17 protein-coding genes are annotated in these 15997 nt (G+C 60.5%); 8 read left to right on the top strand and 9 right to left on the bottom strand.

The window, feature by feature from the left end:
• Window positions 1-301 precede the first annotated feature (301 nt).
• Both FHW77_RS20945 and FHW77_RS20940 read right to left on the bottom strand, forming a co-directional pair.
• The gene (locus tag FHW77_RS20945; protein WP_044459460.1) at window positions 302-1072 is read right to left on the bottom strand and encodes a class II glutamine amidotransferase; all 771 of its coding nucleotides are present in this window, start codon (window positions 1070-1072) and stop codon (window positions 302-304) included.
• Entirely contained in the window at window positions 1073-1786 is a 714-nt protein-coding gene (locus tag FHW77_RS20940) for an aspartate/glutamate racemase family protein (RefSeq protein ID WP_006698095.1), read from the bottom strand. It abuts the gene before it with no gap.
• A 166-nt stretch (window positions 1787-1952) separates the two neighbouring features.
• On the opposite strand from FHW77_RS20940, the gene FHW77_RS20935 reads away from it, so the two are divergent.
• Entirely contained in the window at window positions 1953-2414 is a 462-nt protein-coding gene (locus tag FHW77_RS20935; protein ID WP_003508584.1) for an Lrp/AsnC family transcriptional regulator, read from the top strand.
• A 17-nt stretch (window positions 2415-2431) separates the two neighbouring features.
• Here the strand turns inward: FHW77_RS20935 and FHW77_RS20930 are convergent, their stop codons facing one another.
• From FHW77_RS20930 to FHW77_RS20920, 3 genes are all read right to left on the bottom strand, one after another.
• The gene (locus tag FHW77_RS20930) at window positions 2432-3415 is read right to left on the bottom strand and encodes an aldose 1-epimerase (protein WP_111814156.1); all 984 of its coding nucleotides are present in this window, start codon (window positions 3413-3415) and stop codon (window positions 2432-2434) included.
• 149 nt (window positions 3416-3564) lie between these two features.
• Window positions 3565-4458: an NAD(P)-dependent oxidoreductase gene (locus FHW77_RS20925; RefSeq protein ID WP_044459602.1), complete on the bottom strand. Its 894-nt coding sequence runs from the start codon at window positions 4456-4458 to the stop codon at window positions 3565-3567.
• An 85-nt stretch (window positions 4459-4543) separates the two neighbouring features.
• Entirely contained in the window at window positions 4544-5299 is a 756-nt protein-coding gene (locus FHW77_RS20920) for an SDR family oxidoreductase (protein ID WP_044459459.1), read from the bottom strand.
• A 214-nt stretch (window positions 5300-5513) separates the two neighbouring features.
• Between FHW77_RS20920 and FHW77_RS20915 the strand changes: the two genes are divergently transcribed.
• The 7 genes from FHW77_RS20915 (at window position 5514) to cydX (ending at window position 14021) form a co-directional block, all read left to right on the top strand.
• Window positions 5514-6545: an L-idonate 5-dehydrogenase gene (locus tag FHW77_RS20915; protein ID WP_044459458.1), complete on the top strand. Its 1032-nt coding sequence runs from the start codon at window positions 5514-5516 to the stop codon at window positions 6543-6545.
• Between the two features lie 459 nt (window positions 6546-7004).
• Window positions 7005-7583 (top strand): GbsR/MarR family transcriptional regulator, encoded by a 579-nt coding sequence (locus tag FHW77_RS20910; protein WP_004437788.1) that lies wholly within the window; start codon window positions 7005-7007, stop codon window positions 7581-7583.
• Between the two features lie 13 nt (window positions 7584-7596).
• Window positions 7597-9384 carry a thiol reductant ABC exporter subunit CydD gene (cydD, locus tag FHW77_RS20905; protein ID WP_044459601.1) on the top strand — a complete coding sequence of 596 codons (1788 nt, stop codon included), beginning with the start codon at window positions 7597-7599 and terminating at the stop codon, window positions 9382-9384.
• Window positions 9381-11066: an amino acid ABC transporter ATP-binding/permease protein gene (locus tag FHW77_RS20900; protein WP_044459456.1), complete on the top strand. Its 1686-nt coding sequence runs from the start codon at window positions 9381-9383 to the stop codon at window positions 11064-11066. The genes cydD and FHW77_RS20900 overlap by 4 nt, the downstream gene beginning before the upstream one ends.
• A gap of 68 nt (window positions 11067-11134) precedes the next feature.
• The gene (locus FHW77_RS20895; protein ID WP_006698090.1) at window positions 11135-12712 is read left to right on the top strand and encodes a cytochrome ubiquinol oxidase subunit I; all 1578 of its coding nucleotides are present in this window, start codon (window positions 11135-11137) and stop codon (window positions 12710-12712) included.
• 6 nt (window positions 12713-12718) lie between these two features.
• Window positions 12719-13876, top strand: a complete 1158-nt coding sequence (cydB, locus tag FHW77_RS20890) for a cytochrome d ubiquinol oxidase subunit II (RefSeq protein ID WP_044459455.1) — start codon at window positions 12719-12721, stop codon at window positions 13874-13876.
• Between the two features lie 22 nt (window positions 13877-13898).
• The gene (gene cydX, locus FHW77_RS20885) at window positions 13899-14021 is read left to right on the top strand and encodes a cytochrome bd-I oxidase subunit CydX (RefSeq protein ID WP_006698088.1); all 123 of its coding nucleotides are present in this window, start codon (window positions 13899-13901) and stop codon (window positions 14019-14021) included.
• 85 nt (window positions 14022-14106) lie between these two features.
• On the opposite strand, the gene FHW77_RS20880 is transcribed toward cydX, so the two are convergent.
• The 4 genes from FHW77_RS20880 to nadC form a co-directional block, all read right to left on the bottom strand.
• Window positions 14107-14295, bottom strand: coding sequence for a hypothetical protein (locus FHW77_RS20880; protein WP_004437805.1), 189 nt, complete (start codon window positions 14293-14295; stop codon window positions 14107-14109).
• Window positions 14296-14315: 20 nt separating this feature from the next.
• Window positions 14316-14741, bottom strand: coding sequence for a DUF3597 domain-containing protein (locus FHW77_RS20875; protein ID WP_004437809.1), 426 nt, complete (start codon window positions 14739-14741; stop codon window positions 14316-14318).
• 12 nt (window positions 14742-14753) lie between these two features.
• Complete coding sequence (locus tag FHW77_RS20870) at window positions 14754-15005, bottom strand: GlsB/YeaQ/YmgE family stress response membrane protein (RefSeq protein WP_004437812.1); 252 nt, start codon at window positions 15003-15005, stop codon at window positions 14754-14756.
• Window positions 15006-15138: 133 nt separating this feature from the next.
• Window positions 15139-15996 carry a carboxylating nicotinate-nucleotide diphosphorylase gene (gene nadC / locus FHW77_RS20865; RefSeq protein WP_044459454.1) on the bottom strand — a complete coding sequence of 286 codons (858 nt, stop codon included), beginning with the start codon at window positions 15994-15996 and terminating at the stop codon, window positions 15139-15141.
• Window position 15997 lies beyond the last annotated feature (1 nt).

Genomic DNA, 15997 nt, shown 5'->3' with positions numbered 1-15997 from the left:
CCCATTACGGGTCGTTCCTGAACGGGTTTGCACGGTCGTCGCGATGGTGGGCAACGTGCAAGAAAGGGAGAGGCTGCAACACTTCTAAATGGTTCACCGGTCCTGAAATCTGTTTCGCTCTAATATTCCGTTTTGCGCGTCGAGCCGAAAATCGTGCTTATTCCGATCCGACGCCATGGACCACACACTAGCCTTCGCGGCTGCAAAAATTCAATGAAAATAAACGAGGCATCGCGGCAGCCGCACCGGTCGACGGAAGCGACGCCGCGAAACCGGGAAAATGCGGCCAGCAAAGCCGGGATTACGGAAGGAAAAAAGCCTGTGTCGTCATTTTTCCGGCGCGGATCGTCACGCTGGAATTTGGTGGAACGGCGCACCAGGGAGCACAATCGAAGGAAAAGGGTTCCGAACTCAACGCAATGCCTTCGTCCAGACCGCGCCAGTAAAGTGTCGGCGGCTTGTCATCGCTTGACCAGCGGAAGGCGTGAACGCAATCACCATCCATCAGAACGGCGCTGAATCGCAATGCGGAAGAGACACCTGCCGCCATCATCTTTTCCTGGCAAAGCCGCAGCGCGGTAGAGATGGCATTGACCGGGTCCACCTCAAGGCCATGGCCGGCGGCAATCAAGAAGATCGCTTCGCTATCGCCCGTGCCGCGTCGGGATGCATAGATGTCATCGGGGATAAGGGAATCGATATCGCGCCTGATCTGCTCATAGCCACCGATCTGGCCGTTATGCATGAAAAGGTATTTCCCATGCGCAAAGGGGTGGCAATTGGCGCGCGAGACTTCGCCCGACGTTGCAGATCGCACATGCGCCATGAACATGCCCGACCGAAGCTGGTGGCAAAGTGCCGCGAGGTTGGCGTCTGACCAGGCCGGCCGCGTGTCGCGAAAGACGCCGGGCGTTCCGCGTTCGCCATACCAGCCAAGGCCGCAACCATCACCATTGACGACGGTCTTGGCTTCCCTTGCTGCCATGGACTGGCTGACCAGCGAGGCTTCCGGCTCGATCAGCAGGCTGTCGAGCCAGACCGGTTTACCGGAATAAGCAAAGAGGCGGCACATTCATGCAGCTCTGTCGAATGCCTTGTCTCCGAGCGCAAAGCCGACGGCGGCCTTCGCGTGAATGGCGGTCGAATCGTAACCCGGCAGCGGCAGGGCGTCGGGATCGATCAGCAGGGAAATTTCGGTGCAACCGAGAATGACGGAATCAACGCCGAGTGCGCGGGCCTTCTCGATGACCGCAAGATAGCGGTCACGCGAGCAGGACTTGATCTCGCCCTGGCACAATTCACCGAAGATGATGTCGTGGATGGCGGCCCTGTCTTCGGCATCCGGCACGACCACGTCGACGCCGTGGCGGCGCATCCGGTCCGTGTAGAAACCGTGTTCCATCGTGTAGCGGGTGGCGAGCAGCAGCGGCTTGCGGCGTCCATCCGTTTTCAGGGCGGCTGCGGTCTCGTCGATGATGTCAATCAGCGCCACGCCGGACATTTTCGCAACGGTATCGGCAACGAGATGCATGGTATTGGTGCAGATCAGTACACAATCGGCGCCGGCATTGGCAAGGCGCGCGCCTGCTGCACCCAGAAGCGCGCCGGCCTCATCCCAGCGGTCTGCCTTCTGAAGGGCGACGACCTCGGAAAAATCGAGCGAATGCATGACGATATCGGCCGAGACCAGGCCGCCGCGGCTGTCGCGAACCGCCTCGTTGATCATGCGGTAATAGGTTGCGGTGGATTCCCAGCTCATGCCGCCGATCAGGCCGATCCGTTTCATAATAGTTCCCTTTTCAACTTTGATTGAAATAAGAATGCCATCGTCGCAACGAAAACGGCATGCGTTTTTGCGCAGTTTTCGTGGCCTAGATGCAAACTCGGCGCGCTTTCTGTCCTGATGTCGCAAATTTATTGCGCGCTTGCATTAACCCGTGCATTGTTCACTGATGATTGATGACCGTGACCGCCGAATCCTTGCGATTCTCCAGGAAAATGCCGAAACCCCGCTCGCCGATATCGCAGAGGAAGTTTCCCTGTCGCTATCGGCCTGTTCGCGCCGCATCACGCGGCTACGAACGGAAGGTTATGTGACAGGCACCATGGCGCTGCTCGACCGGCGGAAGATCAATCTTCCGACCACGGTTTTCCTGCTGGTAAGAACGGGCCTTCATGCGGAGGACTGGCTGGACCGGTTCCATGCCGCAGTCAGCACCATCCCTGAAATCGTCGAGGTTCACCGGCTCACCGGCAATTTTGATTATATTCTGAAGCTCGTCCTGCCGAATGTCGAATATTACGACACGGTCTACAAACAGATTCTGCGCCGCGTGCAGCTTTACGACATGTCCGCCTATATCTCCATGGAGACGGTGAAACTGTCGTCTTCGCTGCCGACGACGCATATCTGAGGGCTATCGAACCGTGATCAGCGTGCTGCCTTGAAACGGACGCCAAAGCGGAAGCTTCGCGTCTCGCCCGGTTGCAGCGTAATTGCATCCGCGAGTTCCGCCTGGTTGAAGGCGTTGGTCGGCGTTTCCACGGGTTCGAGCGCGATGGAGCGCCGCCTGTCGCGTGCGAGCGTATCCCCGGTAAAGACATGCATGTGCCCACGCTCCTGCCAGACCGTCAGGCTTGAACCGTCATGCGGGTTTTCGAGCCTCGTCTCGTAAAGCCCGTTCGCGGAAGCAATCAGATCGGTGAAACAGGCATCGACCACATGCCCGGCCAGCGGGGTATGGAGAAAAAGGGTGTCGTTCCGTTTGACTAACCCGCCCTGTGGGTTTCGCAGGGGGATGAGATACTCGTTTGTTTCAATTGCTGTTCGCGAAGGCAGGGTGAGGAGAAGGTCGTCGATAGACGTGGTGCCGGGCAGGCGGAAATAGGGATGCCAGCCGGCGGCGAAGGGCAGGGGCCGGTCGTCGCGGTTGATGCCGCGTATGTCGATGGTAACGTCATGGCCGACGAAGCGATATTCCACTTCGATGGCGAGACGGTAAGGGTAACCGCTGAAATCCGCAGGCGATATTTCGGCACGGAAGATGAGAGTATGAGCGCCGTTTTCCTCCGATGACTGGGCGAGGACGAAGGGCAGGGCTCTGGCAAATCCGTGGAAGACGAGGGCTTCATGGGCAAGCACCGGCTCAATGCGGTGCGTCTGCCCGGCAAAACTAAACCGACCATCCGGGATGCGGTTGGAGAAGGGCGCGAGAATGCCATTCCTCACGCCATTTTGGGACTGCATTTCGGCGGGCGTCGAATATCCGTCGACAAGATTTTCGCCTCCGCTGCCATCGGCAGAGACCGGCCGCCAGCTCAGAAGCGTCGCCCCTTGATAAGCGATTTCGGCAATGAAACCGGTTCCGGAAACGGTCAGACTGGCAATTCCCGTGCCTGTCGCGGAGGTGGTCATCGGGAAATTGTCCTTTGCATACATGCGTCTGCTGTCATCGGGGCCACTGCCGTGCCGATTCGCCTGATCATCTTCGCTGAAGGACAATTTCGCAATGGCTCGCAGGGACTATATCAACAGGCTCCTGCCATCCCCTGTCTGCCGGTCAATCAGTCAGGAAAGCTTCGCTTTGCGCCGCTGAAAAACTCCATAAGCGCTGCCTGGTCCTCTCCACCGAGCCCTGCTGCCGTGAGCATCCGGTGCACCTCGGCGCAAACAGCCGTCAGCGGCATGGCCGTGTTGGTGCGTCGGGCGAGATCCTGCGCGCCGTTCAGGTCCTTCACCATATTGTCGATCCGGCCGGTGCGGCGGTAATCCCTGGCCACGTAACGCGGCATGTACTCCTGCAGGATGACGCTGTCGGCGCGGCCGCCCCTCAGTGCCTGCGGAATTTTTGCGGCATCGACGCCGGCGTCCAGCGCCAGTTGCGTCGCTTCCGCTACAGCAAGGAAGTTCAGACCGCACAGAACCTGGTTGATGAGTTTCGTGGTCTGCCCTGCGCCGCAGGGTCCCATATGGGTGTAATTGCTGGCCACATGTCGCAGCACGCGATGCGCATCGGCCACATCCTTTTCGCTGCCCCCCGCCATAAGCGTCAGTTGGCCGACAAGCGCCTTGGGCGCGCCGCCCGAAAGCGGGCTGTCCACCCAGCGCAGGCCCTTTTCGGTGGCATCGGCTGCCAGTTCCTTTGTGGCTTCCGGATCGATGGAAGACATGTCGATGATGAGCGTGCCGGGCTTCGCCCCCGCCGCGACGCCATCCTTGCCGAAGACGGCGATGCGAACGATTTTGGGCGAATTGAGGCTGAGAATGACCACATCGGAAATCGACGCTGCTTCCGCCGCTGTGCTCGCGCTCTGCGCGCCGAGGCTCGTCAGTGCCGCCACCTTTTCCGCATCCAGATCGAAAACCGTCAGCTGACTGCCGGTCTCTATGAGCCGTGTCCCGATCGCCCCGCCCATGGCGCCTGCGCCGATCAGTGCAACTTTGTTCTTCTCGGTCATGGTGATCACGGCCTCCTCCCAAAGCGTCGTGGTGTCGTCGTTCAAGCCCGGATGGCGGTGCAGCCGGCCATCGGGGCCTGGGGTGTCAAAGCGAAGCGGTAATGCCGCCGTCGACGTAGAGAATGTGGCCGTTCACGAAGGATGAGGCATCGGACGACAGGAAAATGCAGGCGCCGACGAGCTCTTCGACCTTGCCCCAGCGACCGGCCGGCGTGCGCTTTTCAAGCCATGCCGAAAAGGTCTCGTCCGCAACAAGGGCGGCGTTGAGCGGGGTGTCGAAATAACCGGGCGCAATGGCGTTACACTGCAGTCCATATTTGGCCCAGTCCGTCGCCATGCCTTTTGTCAGGTTGCCAACGGCACCCTTGGTGGCGGTGTAGGGGGCGATGCCGGGGCGGGCAAGGGCGGTCTGCACGCTGGCAATGTTGATGATCTTGCCACGGCCGCGGCCGATCATGTGGCGCGCGGCAGCCTGCCCGGCGTGAAACACCGAGGCGACGTTGGTTTGCAGCAGGCGCTCGAAGGCATCCGCCGGAAAATCCTCCAGCGGCGTTCGGTGTTGCATACCGGCATTGTTGACGAGGATATCGATGGCGCCGACCTCCGCTTCGAAACGGTCGATCGCCTCGCGCACCGCGCCGTGATCGGTAGCATCGAAGGCAAGCGTTCTGGCACCCTTGATGCTGGCTGCCGCCGCCTTCAGCTTCACCTCATCGCGCCCGTTCAGCACCACTTCCGCCCCTGCTTCCGCCAGCCCGTGCGCCAGCGCCAACCCGATGCCCTGGGACGAACCCGTGATCAGGGCGCGGCGGCCGGAAAGATCGAACAAATTAAGGCCCACTGTTTCCTCCAGTCTCTCGACATTGCATTCTTGAAAGTATATGTTACCGATAACATTCATCCGTTTGAGGGCGGATGTCAAGGCTGATGCGCCCGCTTTCGGTACGTATCGGGCGGGTGGCGAACTGACAAGGTGCATCGAGGCGCATCTTGCGGCAGCAATGGGATGAAGAATTTTATGCGCCATAATGGCGCGCGCTTGAACGGGAGTTGTCATGAAAGCGATTATCGCCCACGGGGCAAAGGATGTGCGCATCGAAGACCGGCCGGAGGAAAAGCCGGGACCGGGTGAGGTGCGGCTCCGTCTGGCCAGGGGCGGAATCTGCGGCAGTGATCTGCACTATTACAATCATGGCGGTTTCGGCGCCGTGCGGCTGCGTGAACCGATGGTGCTGGGCCATGAGGTCTCCGCCGTCATTGAGGAACTGGGCGAAGGCGTCGATGGGCTGAAGATCGGCGGTCTGGTTGCGGTTTCGCCATCCCGCCCGTGCCGAACCTGCCGCTTCTGCCAGGAAGGCCTGCACAACCAGTGCCTGAACATGCGGTTTTATGGCAGCGCCATGCCTTTCCCGCATATTCAGGGCGCCTTCCGCGAGGTCCTGGTGGCCGATGCCCTGCAATGCGTGCCGGCCGATGGCCTGAGCGCCGGTGAGGCCGCCATGGCGGAACCGCTGGCGGTAACGCTGCACGCCACCCGCCGCGCCGGTGATATGCTGGGAAAACGTGTGCTGGTCACGGGCTGCGGCCCGATCGGTATCCTCTCCATTCTGGCCGCGCGCCGCGCCGGTGCAGCTGAGATCGTCGCCACCGATCTTTCCGATTTCACGCTTGGCAAGGCGCGTGAGGCGGGTGCGGATCGCGTCATCAATAGCAAGGACGAGCCCGACGCGCTTGCCGCCTACGGTGCGAACAAGGGAACCTTCGATATTCTCTATGAATGCTCAGGCGCCGCCGTGGCGCTTGCCGGCGGTATCGCGGCGCTTCGCCCGCGCGGCATCATTGTCCAGCTTGGCCTTGGCGGCGATATGAGCTTGCCGATGATGGCGATCACCGCCAAGGAACTCGATCTGCGCGGTTCCTTCCGCTTCCATGAGGAATTCGCAACCGGCGTTGAATTGATGCAAAAGGGCCTGATTGATGTCAAACCTTTCATCACCCAGACCGTTGATCTCGCCGATGCCATCTCGGCCTTCGAATTCGCTTCCGACCGCAGCCGCGCCATGAAGGTTCAGATCGCTTTTTCGTAAGCAAGGTTTCTACGCGCGAATACGCCGACGTTTCGATTGGCGGCGGGTCATCTTGCCGCCCATTTTTTCGGCGGGTTCTTGGCCGTGGCGACTCGTAAAGATGTTATCGATATCATCGACTGCTTCGGGGACTTCATTCCGGCCTTGAGCCGGAATCCAGCCGACACGCGTCTGCGCGACGAGAGAGGCCTTGCGGCCCGAGGACTTGGGCTGGCTGGATTCCGGCTCAAGGCCGGAATGACGGAGGGAAAGTGACGGACGCCAGCAAATGCTCCAGCCTGTCATACCCCCCAACGCGACTGCCGCATATTTTGCCCGGACTGCACCCAGGACCGTCTATACCAGCGTCGTCTCTGCCCATTTGCACATTTTGACGCAGGTCAAAAAGGTGATTTGCCGCCAGTCGTTTTTTGCGTTATCGAAATTTCAGAAATTACTGAAAATTCAGAAAGAAGAGAAATGTCTTCCAATCTCTCCCCGCTCGTTCAGTCCTTCGTGCTGCATTTCGGTGAGATGGGCAGCCGCTGGGGCATCAACCGCACTGTCGGCCAAGTCTATGCTCTGCTTTACATATCGCCACAGCCGCTCTGCGCGGACGATATTGTGGAGGCGCTCGGCATTTCGCGGTCCAACGTGTCGATGAGCCTCAAGGAACTGCAAGCCTGGAATCTGGCAATCCTCAAGCACTTCCCCGGAGACAGGCGTGATTTTTTTACGACGCCTGAGGATGTCTGGCACATCCTGCGAACGCTTGCTGAGGAGCGCAAGAAACGCGAAATCGATCCGACCCTCAGCGTGCTTCGGGAAATCCTGATGGAAACGCCGGAAAACGAAGATGAGCGTCATGCGCAGAGGCGTATCGATGAGATGAAGACGCTGATCGAGCAGCTGACGGGTTGGTATGACGATGTGAAAAGGCTGGAGACGGAACGGCTGGCTTCTCTTCTGGCGCTCGGCTCCAAAGTCACCAAGCTTCTGGAGGCCAAGGACAAGATCGTTTCCCTTGGTCGGCCCCGCGTCGCGAAAAAGGACGGCTAAGGCGATCATGACCATGTCAGCCCAGACCCCTCCCTTGGCCGTCAGCCGCGATGACGGCTGTTCCGCGCCGGTTGCACTGTCGCTCGGTGCGCGGCGGGTCTTTTCCATTCCTGGCGGCAAGCCCCTCGCCGATAAAGCGGCCACCCCGCAAAAAATGCACGCACCGGCGGCGGCAAGGTCGGCTTCCCTGCTGCATGTTCTCGTTTCGCTGTTCTGGTTGCCACAGGCGGGTCTGCTTGCCTTTTCCGTCGGAAAAATTGCAGATGGTGCACCAATGATGGCGCTCATGCCGCCGGCTGCCGCCATTTTTCTTCTCGGTGTCCTCAAGGCCCTTCTGGAAAAAACCGCAGCGCGCATGTCATTCCGTATGGCGCGGGCGGCTCTTTCGCAGCGGCGGCTGGAAGCGCTCCACGCCCTCGCCAGGGTCTCCCCGCTCGACCTCTCGCGAACGGCTTCCGGTGAGGTGGCAGCTGTCGTCGCCGAAACGTCGGAGGCACTGGTGCCCTATCTTTCCCGTTTTCAGCCGGCAAGGATGAAGGCAACGATCGTTCCCGTGGCATATGCCCTCGTCATCCTTCCGTTCAGCTGGATCGCGGCGCTGGTGCTTTTGCTTGCCATGCCGACCATTCCGCTGTTCATGGCTTTGATTGGCTGGCAGGCCAAGGCCGCCAGTGAAAAGCAGCTTGCCGAGGCCGGCAATATGAACGCCTTCCTGCTCGACCGGCTGCGCGGGCTGGAAACGATTCGGGCGCTGGAAGCGGTCGATCTAACGGCCACACGCCTGAGCGCCGATGCGCAGAATCTCAAGAAGAGAACGATGGCGGTGCTCAGGATCGCCTTTCTCTCATCGGCAGTGCTTGAGCTTTTCGCGGCGCTCGGCGTCGCCATGACGGCCGTTTACATCGGTTTCCATCTGCTCGGCTTTCTCGATTTCGGCGCGTGGGGTCAGAAACTGACGCTTGCCGAAGGTCTTTTCATCTTGCTTCTCGCGCCGGCATTTTTCGAGCCTCTGCGGGAATTGTCCGCCGTCTGGCACGACCGGGCGGCCGGCGAGGCTGCGCTCGGCGCGCTCGACAATCTGGCGAAGGGTGGGTCGGCTATTGCAGGCACGGGCAAGGACGCGCCGGACGTGACAGCTGCGACGCCGGCAACCGTGGATTTGCATGACCTGACCTTCGCCTATCCCGGTGCATCGCCCGTGCTTCGAAATTTCGATTTCAATGTCCGGGCGGGTGAAACAGTGGCACTTCTCGGGCCCTCCGGTTGCGGCAAATCCACGGTGCTCTCCCTTATTGCCGGGCTCGCCAAAGCACAGGGCGGCACGATAAAAATCGGCGGCACCGTACTCGAAGATGAGACGGCGGACATACTGCGCAAATCCATCGGGTGGATTGGCCAGAAGCCGTTTTTCACAGCCGGCTCGCTTGAGGCGAACATTCGCTTCGGCCGGGCCGGCGTCACGCGGAGCATGGTTGACATGGCGCTTGAAAGCACCGGCCTCGATCAATTGTCGTCTTCCCGCGGGCATCTGCCGGTGGGAGATGGCGGCCATGGCATTTCCGGCGGTGAAGCGGTGCGGCTCGCCATTGCCCGTGCCTTCGCCGACCCCGCCGCACGGCTCATTCTGGCCGATGAGCCGACAGCGCATCTCGACCGCGAGACGGCCGAACTCGTTACGGAAAACCTGCTGCAACTGGCAAAGGGAAGGACGTTGATCGTCGCGACCCACGATCCGGTGCTGGCCGCGCGCATGGACAGGGTCGTGGATATGGCGGCGGTGAGATCGGGAGATCCCTCATGATGTCGCGCTTCGCCATATTGAAACCCGTTATCGCCCTCTTCTGGTCGGCACGGAGCGGCATGTTGCTGGCCGGTGCGGTTCTGGCGGCGACTACAGTGCTGGCAGGCATCGGTCTGCTTGGCATATCCGGCTGGTTTATCACGGCCACCGCCATTGCCGGCCTGCTTCCGGCGACAGCTTATGCTTTCGACGTTTTTGCACCTTCAGCCGCCATTCGCCTTCTCGCGCTGGCCCGCACCGCCGCGCGGTATGGTGAGCGCATGACGACCCACGAGGCCACGCTTTCCATCCTCGTGGCACTTCGGGAAAAGCTGTTTCGCGGTTTTGCCGCGCCGCAGGCGGCGAAAAATCTCCAGGCAAGGCCGGCGCGCCTTTTGAACCGGCTGACAGCGGATATCGATGCGCTGGATTCACTCTACCTGCGTGTGCTGCTTCCCGCGGCCGTCGCGGCCCTTGCGGCGATCGCAACGGGCATCGGGCTTGCTTTCATTGATCCGCTTGCCGGTCTTCTGGCTGCATTGTTTCTTGTCGCTTCCGGCCTCGGTATTGCGGTGCGTGCAGCTTTGCGGGCGGAGAAATTCTCGCGCCGCAGGGCGGTCGGTCTGGAGGCGCTACGCGCTCGCGCGGCGGATCTTGTCGGCGGGCAGGCGGAACTGCTCGTGGCCGGCCGGCTTGCCTCACAGGTCGAGGCGGTGAAACGGGCCGATGATTATCTGCTCGATTGTGATGAAGCTTTGAACCGCATCGAGACGAATGCCGGGTTTTCCTTCGGCGTTGCAACGGCGGTACTTTTGAGCGCGACGCTTCTCGGCGTGGCCTGGCTGGCGGAGCAGGAAAAGCTCGGTGCGCCCGCCGCGGCGCTTGGCCTGCTGGTCTGTCTGGCGGCGCTGGAGCCGTTCACGGCGCTGCGCCGTGGGGCGATGGAACTGGGACGAACGCTTTTTTCCGCACGCCGCATTGCACCACGGCTCGCGCCTGCAGCTGCGTTGCACTGTCCGCCCCTGCCGGCTGGCGGCATTGCGGCCAAGCTTCAGGGCGTGCGCCTCGAACGTGAAGGCAACGTAGTGCTGACGGGTATCGAGCTTGAGATCTGCGCCGGAGAAAGGCTTGCGATCGTCGGTCCAAGCGGCGCGGGCAAGACAAGCCTCATCCAGCTGCTGGCGGGCGAATTGCAGCCATCGGCAGGCACGGTCAGCGCGCTGCCGTCCAGCCCTATGACACAGAGAAGCCAGCTCTTCCGCGACAGCATCGCCGACAATCTAAGGCTGGCAAATCCTGCCGCGACCGAGAGCCAGTTGTGGGACGTCCTCACGGCGGCGGGCCTTGCCGAACACGTCAAGGCCATGCCGGGCCGACTGGAGGCGAGGCTTGGCGAAGCGGGACAGGGGCTTTCCGGCGGCCAGTCGCGCCGGCTTGCGCTGGCCCGCTTCCTGCTCACCGACAAGCCCCTCTGGCTTCTCGACGAGGTGACGGAAGGGCTGGACGGCGAGACCGCCCGCGACGTGCTTGCCCGCCTGTTTGCCTCGGCGGAGGGCAGGACCGTCGTGGTCATCACCCATAATCGCCGCGAGGCGGAATTCGCAGACCGCATCGTCGTGCTGAAAGAGGGGCGTCAATTTGATGAATGTCAAAGCGGCACTCCGGAATACGGCGTAGTGCTGAACACATTGCGCCCGGACTGAGATTTTTTTGAGAGCCGGCGTCGTCTTACAAATGGAAGGCCGGCCTTCCGGAAAAGGTGGATAAGACCATGGAACTCGACATAGTGGCGCTGTCGCGCCTGCAATTTGCGGTGACGGCTCTCTATCACTTTCTGTTCGTTCCCCTGACGATCGGACTGTCGGTGGTGATCGCCATCATGGAAACGGTCTATGTCATGACCGGCCGCACAATCTGGCGGCAGATGACGAAATTCTGGGGCACCCTGTTCGGTATCAATTTCGTTCTGGGCGTCTCCACGGGCATCGTCATGGAATTCCAGTTCGGTATGAACTGGAGTTACTACAGCCATTATGTCGGCGATATCTTCGGTGCGCCGTTGGCGATCGAGGGCATGATGGCCTTCTTCCTGGAAGCCACCTTCGTCGGTCTGTTCTTTTTCGGCTGGGATAAACTGTCGAAGCTCGGCCATCTCGTCGCGACATGGTGTGTGGCGCTCGGCTCCAATTTCTCAGCGCTTTGGATATTGATCGCCAATGGCTGGATGCAGAACCCCACGGGCTCCGCCTTCAATCCCCAGACCATGCGCATGGAAGTAACTGACTTCTTTGAAGTCCTGTTCAACCCGGTGGCGCAGGCGAAGTTCGTTCACACGGTTTCCGCCGGTTATGTCACGGCATCCATCTTCGTGCTCGGCGTTTCCGCCTGGTATGTGCTGAAAGGCCGCCATGTCGATCTTGCCAAACGCTCGATGACGGTAGCTGCCTCATTCGGCCTGGCGTCCGCGCTGTCCGTCGTCGTGCTGGGTGATGAAAGCGGTTATCTTTCGACCGAACACCAGAAGATGAAGCTCGCCTCCATCGAAGCCATGTGGGAGACGGAGCCTGCGCCGGCCCCGTTCACCGCCATCGGCTTTCCGGATCAGGAATCGCGCGAGACACATTTTGCCGTGAAGATCCCGTGGGTCATGGGCCTCATCGGCACGCGCTCGCTCGATACGGAAATTCCCGGTATCAACGATCTCGTGGAGCAGGCCAAAACCCGCATCCGCGACGGCATCAAGGCCTATGATGCCCTGATGCAGATTCGCGCCACCGGCAAGGGCGCCGAATTGCCGGAAGAGGTGCGCGGCACCTTCGCGGAACTCGGCCATGAGCTCGGTTACGCCCTGCTGCTGAAACGCTACGTGGACGATCCTCGTCAGGCGAGCGAAGAGCAGATCGCCAAGGCGGCGGCGGATACCATCCCGCATGTGCCGACGCTCTTCTGGTCGTTCCGCATCATGGTTGGTCTCGGCATGTTCTTCATCCTTCTGACCGCGACCTTCTTCTATCTTTCGGCCCGCCGCCGGCTGGATCATTACCCGTTGCTGCTGAAGGTGGCCGTATTCGCCATTCCGCTGCCCTGGATCGCGGCGGAAATGGGCTGGGTCGTGGCCGAGTTCGGCCGCCAGCCATGGATCATCGAGGGCGTGTTGCCGACCGCAGCCGCGGTCTCCAGTCTCAGCGCGTCCACGGTCCTCATCACGCTCCTGTGCTTCATCGCCATCTACACGGTGCTGTTCATCGTCGAGATGGGCCTGATGTTGAAAGCGATCCGCAAGGGCCCCGATCCGGACCATCAGCCGGAAGCGCCGCTCGTTCCTGAAAAACTCGTCGCTGCGGAGTAAACGATCATGATATTGCACCAACTCATCGACTACGAAATCCTCCGCATCATCTGGTGGCTGCTGCTTGGCGTGGTGCTGATCGGTTTTGCCGTGACCGGCGGTTTCGATCTCGGCACCGGCGCGCTGTTGCCCTTCGTGGCGAAAACGGATGTGGAGCGGCGTGTCGTCATCAATTCCATCGGCCCGGTCTGGGAGGGTAATCAGGTCTGGCTCATCCTCGGTGGCGGAGCGATCTTCGCGGCCTGGCCGCCGCTTTATGCGGTGTCATTCTCGGGGTTCTATCTGGCGATGTTCGCCACCCTGTTTGCACTGATCCTGCGGCCGGTCGGTTTCAAATATCGGTCCAAGCGCGAGAGTACCGCATGGCGCACCGGCTGGGACTGGGCGCTCTTCATCGGCGGCTTCGTACCTTCGCTTATCTTCGGCGTGGCGATCGGCAACGTACTGCAGGGTGTTCCCTTCCACCTCAATGACGATCTCAGGATTTTCTATGACGGGACGACGCTGTTTGAACTTCTGAACCCCTACGCCATTCTCTGCGGGCTTGTATCCGTCGCCATGCTGGTCATGCATGGCGCCGCATGGCTGGTACTGAAAACGGATGGTCCGGTGGCGGCCCGCGCCCGCAGTTTCGGCTCCGTCGCCGCACCTGCCACCACCGTTCTCTTCGCGCTTGGCGGCGTTCTTCTGTGGCTTGGTATCGATGGTTATCGCTTCACCTCGGAAGTCGTGACCGATGGACCGTCCAATCCCTTGTCAAAGACGGTGGAGATTGCAACCGGGGTCTGGTTCTCCAATTATGCAGCGCATCCATGGATGATGCTGGCGCCGGCCCTCGGCCTTGTTTTTCCGCTCGTCGCATTGCTGTTGTTGACGCTGCGCCGGGAGGTGATGGCGCTGCTTGCCAGTTCGCTCGCAATCTTCGGCATCATCTCGACGGTGGGGCTCACGATGTTTCCTTTCATCCTTCCGTCTTCGGTCGATCCGAAATCGAGCCTGACGGTATGGGACGCGTCCTCCAGCCATATGACGCTGTTCATCATGCTGGTCGTCGCCCTCATCTTCATCCCGATCATCGTCGCTTACACCTCGTGGGTCTATCGGGTGCTGTGGGGCAAGGTGGATGAAAAGGCGATCCGCGATGACAGCGGTCATGCTTATTGATCAAGAAAGAAGGAGATCGAACATGTGGTACTTCGCCTGGCTGCTCGGCCTGCCTCTCGCCGCCATCTTCGCCGTCATGAATGCGATGTGGTATGAGTTGATGGAAGAAAACGCGAAAAAGGCCGAAGCCAAGCTGGATAGATAGCGGCTCGATGTGCGCGACACGAAAGGGACGGCATCCAAACCGGATGCCGCCCCTTTTTTAATGCCGGTGCCCGCTAGGCGCTGCTTCAGTGGATAGCAATACCGCGCTTGTCCGCTTCTTCCTTGATAATGTCTTCGACGATGGTTCGCTTCAGACCCGGATCTCCCAAAAGGTAATCGTCGGCGATTTCGAAGATCGATTTCGGGTTCTCCGTTCCCTGCAGGGTGTCGAGATCGCGACCGATCTGCTCCCTCAAGCTGGAATAGTCGTCCATGGCGGCCTCCGTTTATCGGTTCAGTCCAGAAGTTCGGCCGGAACCTTGCCGCCGTTTTCGGAAAGTTTCTTGATGACGGCCTTGTGCAGCCAGATGTTCATGGTGGCCGAATCCGAGGTATCGCCGGTGTAACCGAGTTCGCTGGCGAGTTCCTTTCGGGCGGTCAGGCTGCTGTCGAGGTCGAGGGCCTTGAGAAGGTCGACGATGGAGTGCTTCCAGTCCAGCTTCTGGCCGTTTTTCTTAACCGCCGCATCAAGGATGGACGCTACATCGACGTTGCCGGTAGAAGCCGGTGCCGCCGTTGTCGGTGCAGGTGACGCCGGTGCGGCAGGGGCTGCTGCAGTTGTGCTGGCAGTGCCCGTCGGCGTGCCGGCCGGAGCCGAAGTCTGTGGGGCGGCTTCCGCCTTGCCGAAAATGGCGTTCTTGATCTTGTCGAAAAAGCTCATTCTGTCCTCCCCTTAGCGGCGAAATGCACGCCCGACGGCAATAAGAATGCAGGCGCCGATGAAACCGGCAATGAGATAGCCAATCCAGCCGCCAAGCGAAACGCCCACCAGTCCCAGAAGAAAATTGGCGACGATGGCACCGACAATGCCAAGGATAATGTTCATGAAAACACCCATATTGCTTTTCATGAACTGTTCGGCGAGCCAACCAGCTACGCCGCCAATGATGATTGCTGCAATCCAGCCAACTTGTGCGTCTTCCATAACAGGCCTTTCCTTTCTAAGAGAGGTCAAAAGGCATATGGACCCGCTTTGTGCGCACGTCCCCCCGCCTTGAATCGACCCCAGGCGGGATAATAACGATGGCGCGGAAAATTTGTTCCGTGTCGCGTGGGCTTCAATTTTTGCTCTCGAAATCCAGTCCGATATCCAGAACCGGCGCGCTGTGGGTCAGCCAGCCGATGGAGATGAGGTCGACGCCCGTGGCGGCGATGGCCGCAGCCGTCTGTGGAGTGATGCGCCCGGACGCTTCGGTAATGGCACGACCGGCGACGATTTTCACCGCTTCGCGCAGCTGTTCAGGCGTCATATTGTCGAGAAGAACCGCATCGACACCTTCATCCATCGCCTCGCGCAACTGTGAAAGCGTGTCCACCTCGACTTCTATCTTGACGAGATGGCCGACACCCTTTTTTGCACGGCGGATCGCGTCACGCACGCTGCCCGCCACGGCGATGTGGTTGTCCTTGATGAGAACAGCGTCATAGAGTGCAAAACGGTGGTTCATGCCGCCGCCGGCGCGCACGGCGTATTTTTCCAGTGCCCGGAGGCCTGGTGTGGTCTTGCGGGTGCAAGCGACCGAGGCATTGGTCCCGGCGATGGCCGCGACGATCTTAGCCGTGACGGAGGCGATGCCCGACAGGTGGCCGAGGAAATTCAAAGCCGTACGCTCCGCCGTCAAAAGCCCGCGTGAAGGCCCCCTGATCGTTGCGACGGTGTCGCCTGGTGCGACGGAAGCTCCATCCTGCACGTTCCGCTCTATCGTGATGGCGGGGTCCACGAGCTGGAAGGCCAGTTCCGCAGCATCAAGCCCGGCGACGACACCCTCTTCGCGTGCCGCCATGACGACGACCGACCGGTGATCGGCGGGAATGACGGCGGTAGAAGTGACGTCGCCAGCAAGGCCCAGGTCTTCCAGAAGGGCGTTACGGACCAGCGGTTCGATGATGAGGCGGGGCAGGGGGGCAAGGGTCATG

This window comes from Agrobacterium sp. RC10-4-1 (genome assembly GCF_014138475.1).
GTDB lineage: Bacteria > Pseudomonadota > Alphaproteobacteria > Rhizobiales > Rhizobiaceae > Agrobacterium > Agrobacterium pusense.
Note: the sequence above shows the minus strand (reverse complement) of the source record. Positions and strands in the feature narration are given on the sequence as shown.

Bases quoted from the DNA above. Each gene is read 5' to 3' on its own strand.
- FHW77_RS20925 (WP_044459602.1), bottom strand. From the start codon at position 4,458: ATGACCGAGAAGAACAAAGTTGCACTGATCGGCGCAGGCGCCATGGGC.
- FHW77_RS20930 (WP_111814156.1), bottom strand. From the start codon at position 3,415: ATGACCACCTCCGCGACAGGCACGGGAATTGCCAGTCTGACCGTTTCC.
- FHW77_RS20870 (WP_004437812.1), bottom strand. From the start codon at position 15,005: ATGGAAGACGCACAAGTTGGCTGGATTGCAGCAATCATCATTGGCGGC.
- FHW77_RS20895 (WP_006698090.1), top strand. From the start codon at position 11,135: ATGGAACTCGACATAGTGGCGCTGTCGCGCCTGCAATTTGCGGTGACG.
- FHW77_RS20910 (WP_004437788.1), top strand. From the start codon at position 7,005: ATGTCTTCCAATCTCTCCCCGCTCGTTCAGTCCTTCGTGCTGCATTTC.
- cydB (WP_044459455.1), top strand. From the start codon at position 12,719: ATGATATTGCACCAACTCATCGACTACGAAATCCTCCGCATCATCTGG.
- FHW77_RS20900 (WP_044459456.1), top strand. From the start codon at position 9,381: ATGATGTCGCGCTTCGCCATATTGAAACCCGTTATCGCCCTCTTCTGG.
- FHW77_RS20915 (WP_044459458.1), top strand. From the start codon at position 5,514: ATGAAAGCGATTATCGCCCACGGGGCAAAGGATGTGCGCATCGAAGAC.
- FHW77_RS20935 (WP_003508584.1), top strand. From the start codon at position 1,953: ATGATTGATGACCGTGACCGCCGAATCCTTGCGATTCTCCAGGAAAAT.
- FHW77_RS20945 (WP_044459460.1), bottom strand. From the start codon at position 1,072: ATGTGCCGCCTCTTTGCTTATTCCGGTAAACCGGTCTGGCTCGACAGC.
- FHW77_RS20880 (WP_004437805.1), bottom strand. From the start codon at position 14,295: ATGGACGACTATTCCAGCTTGAGGGAGCAGATCGGTCGCGATCTCGAC.
- FHW77_RS20875 (WP_004437809.1), bottom strand. From the start codon at position 14,741: ATGAGCTTTTTCGACAAGATCAAGAACGCCATTTTCGGCAAGGCGGAA.
- cydD (WP_044459601.1), top strand. From the start codon at position 7,597: ATGTCAGCCCAGACCCCTCCCTTGGCCGTCAGCCGCGATGACGGCTGT.
- nadC (WP_044459454.1), bottom strand. From the start codon at position 15,996: ATGACCCTTGCCCCCCTGCCCCGCCTCATCATCGAACCGCTGGTCCGT.
- cydX (WP_006698088.1), top strand. From the start codon at position 13,899: ATGTGGTACTTCGCCTGGCTGCTCGGCCTGCCTCTCGCCGCCATCTTC.
- FHW77_RS20940 (WP_006698095.1), bottom strand. From the start codon at position 1,786: ATGAAACGGATCGGCCTGATCGGCGGCATGAGCTGGGAATCCACCGCA.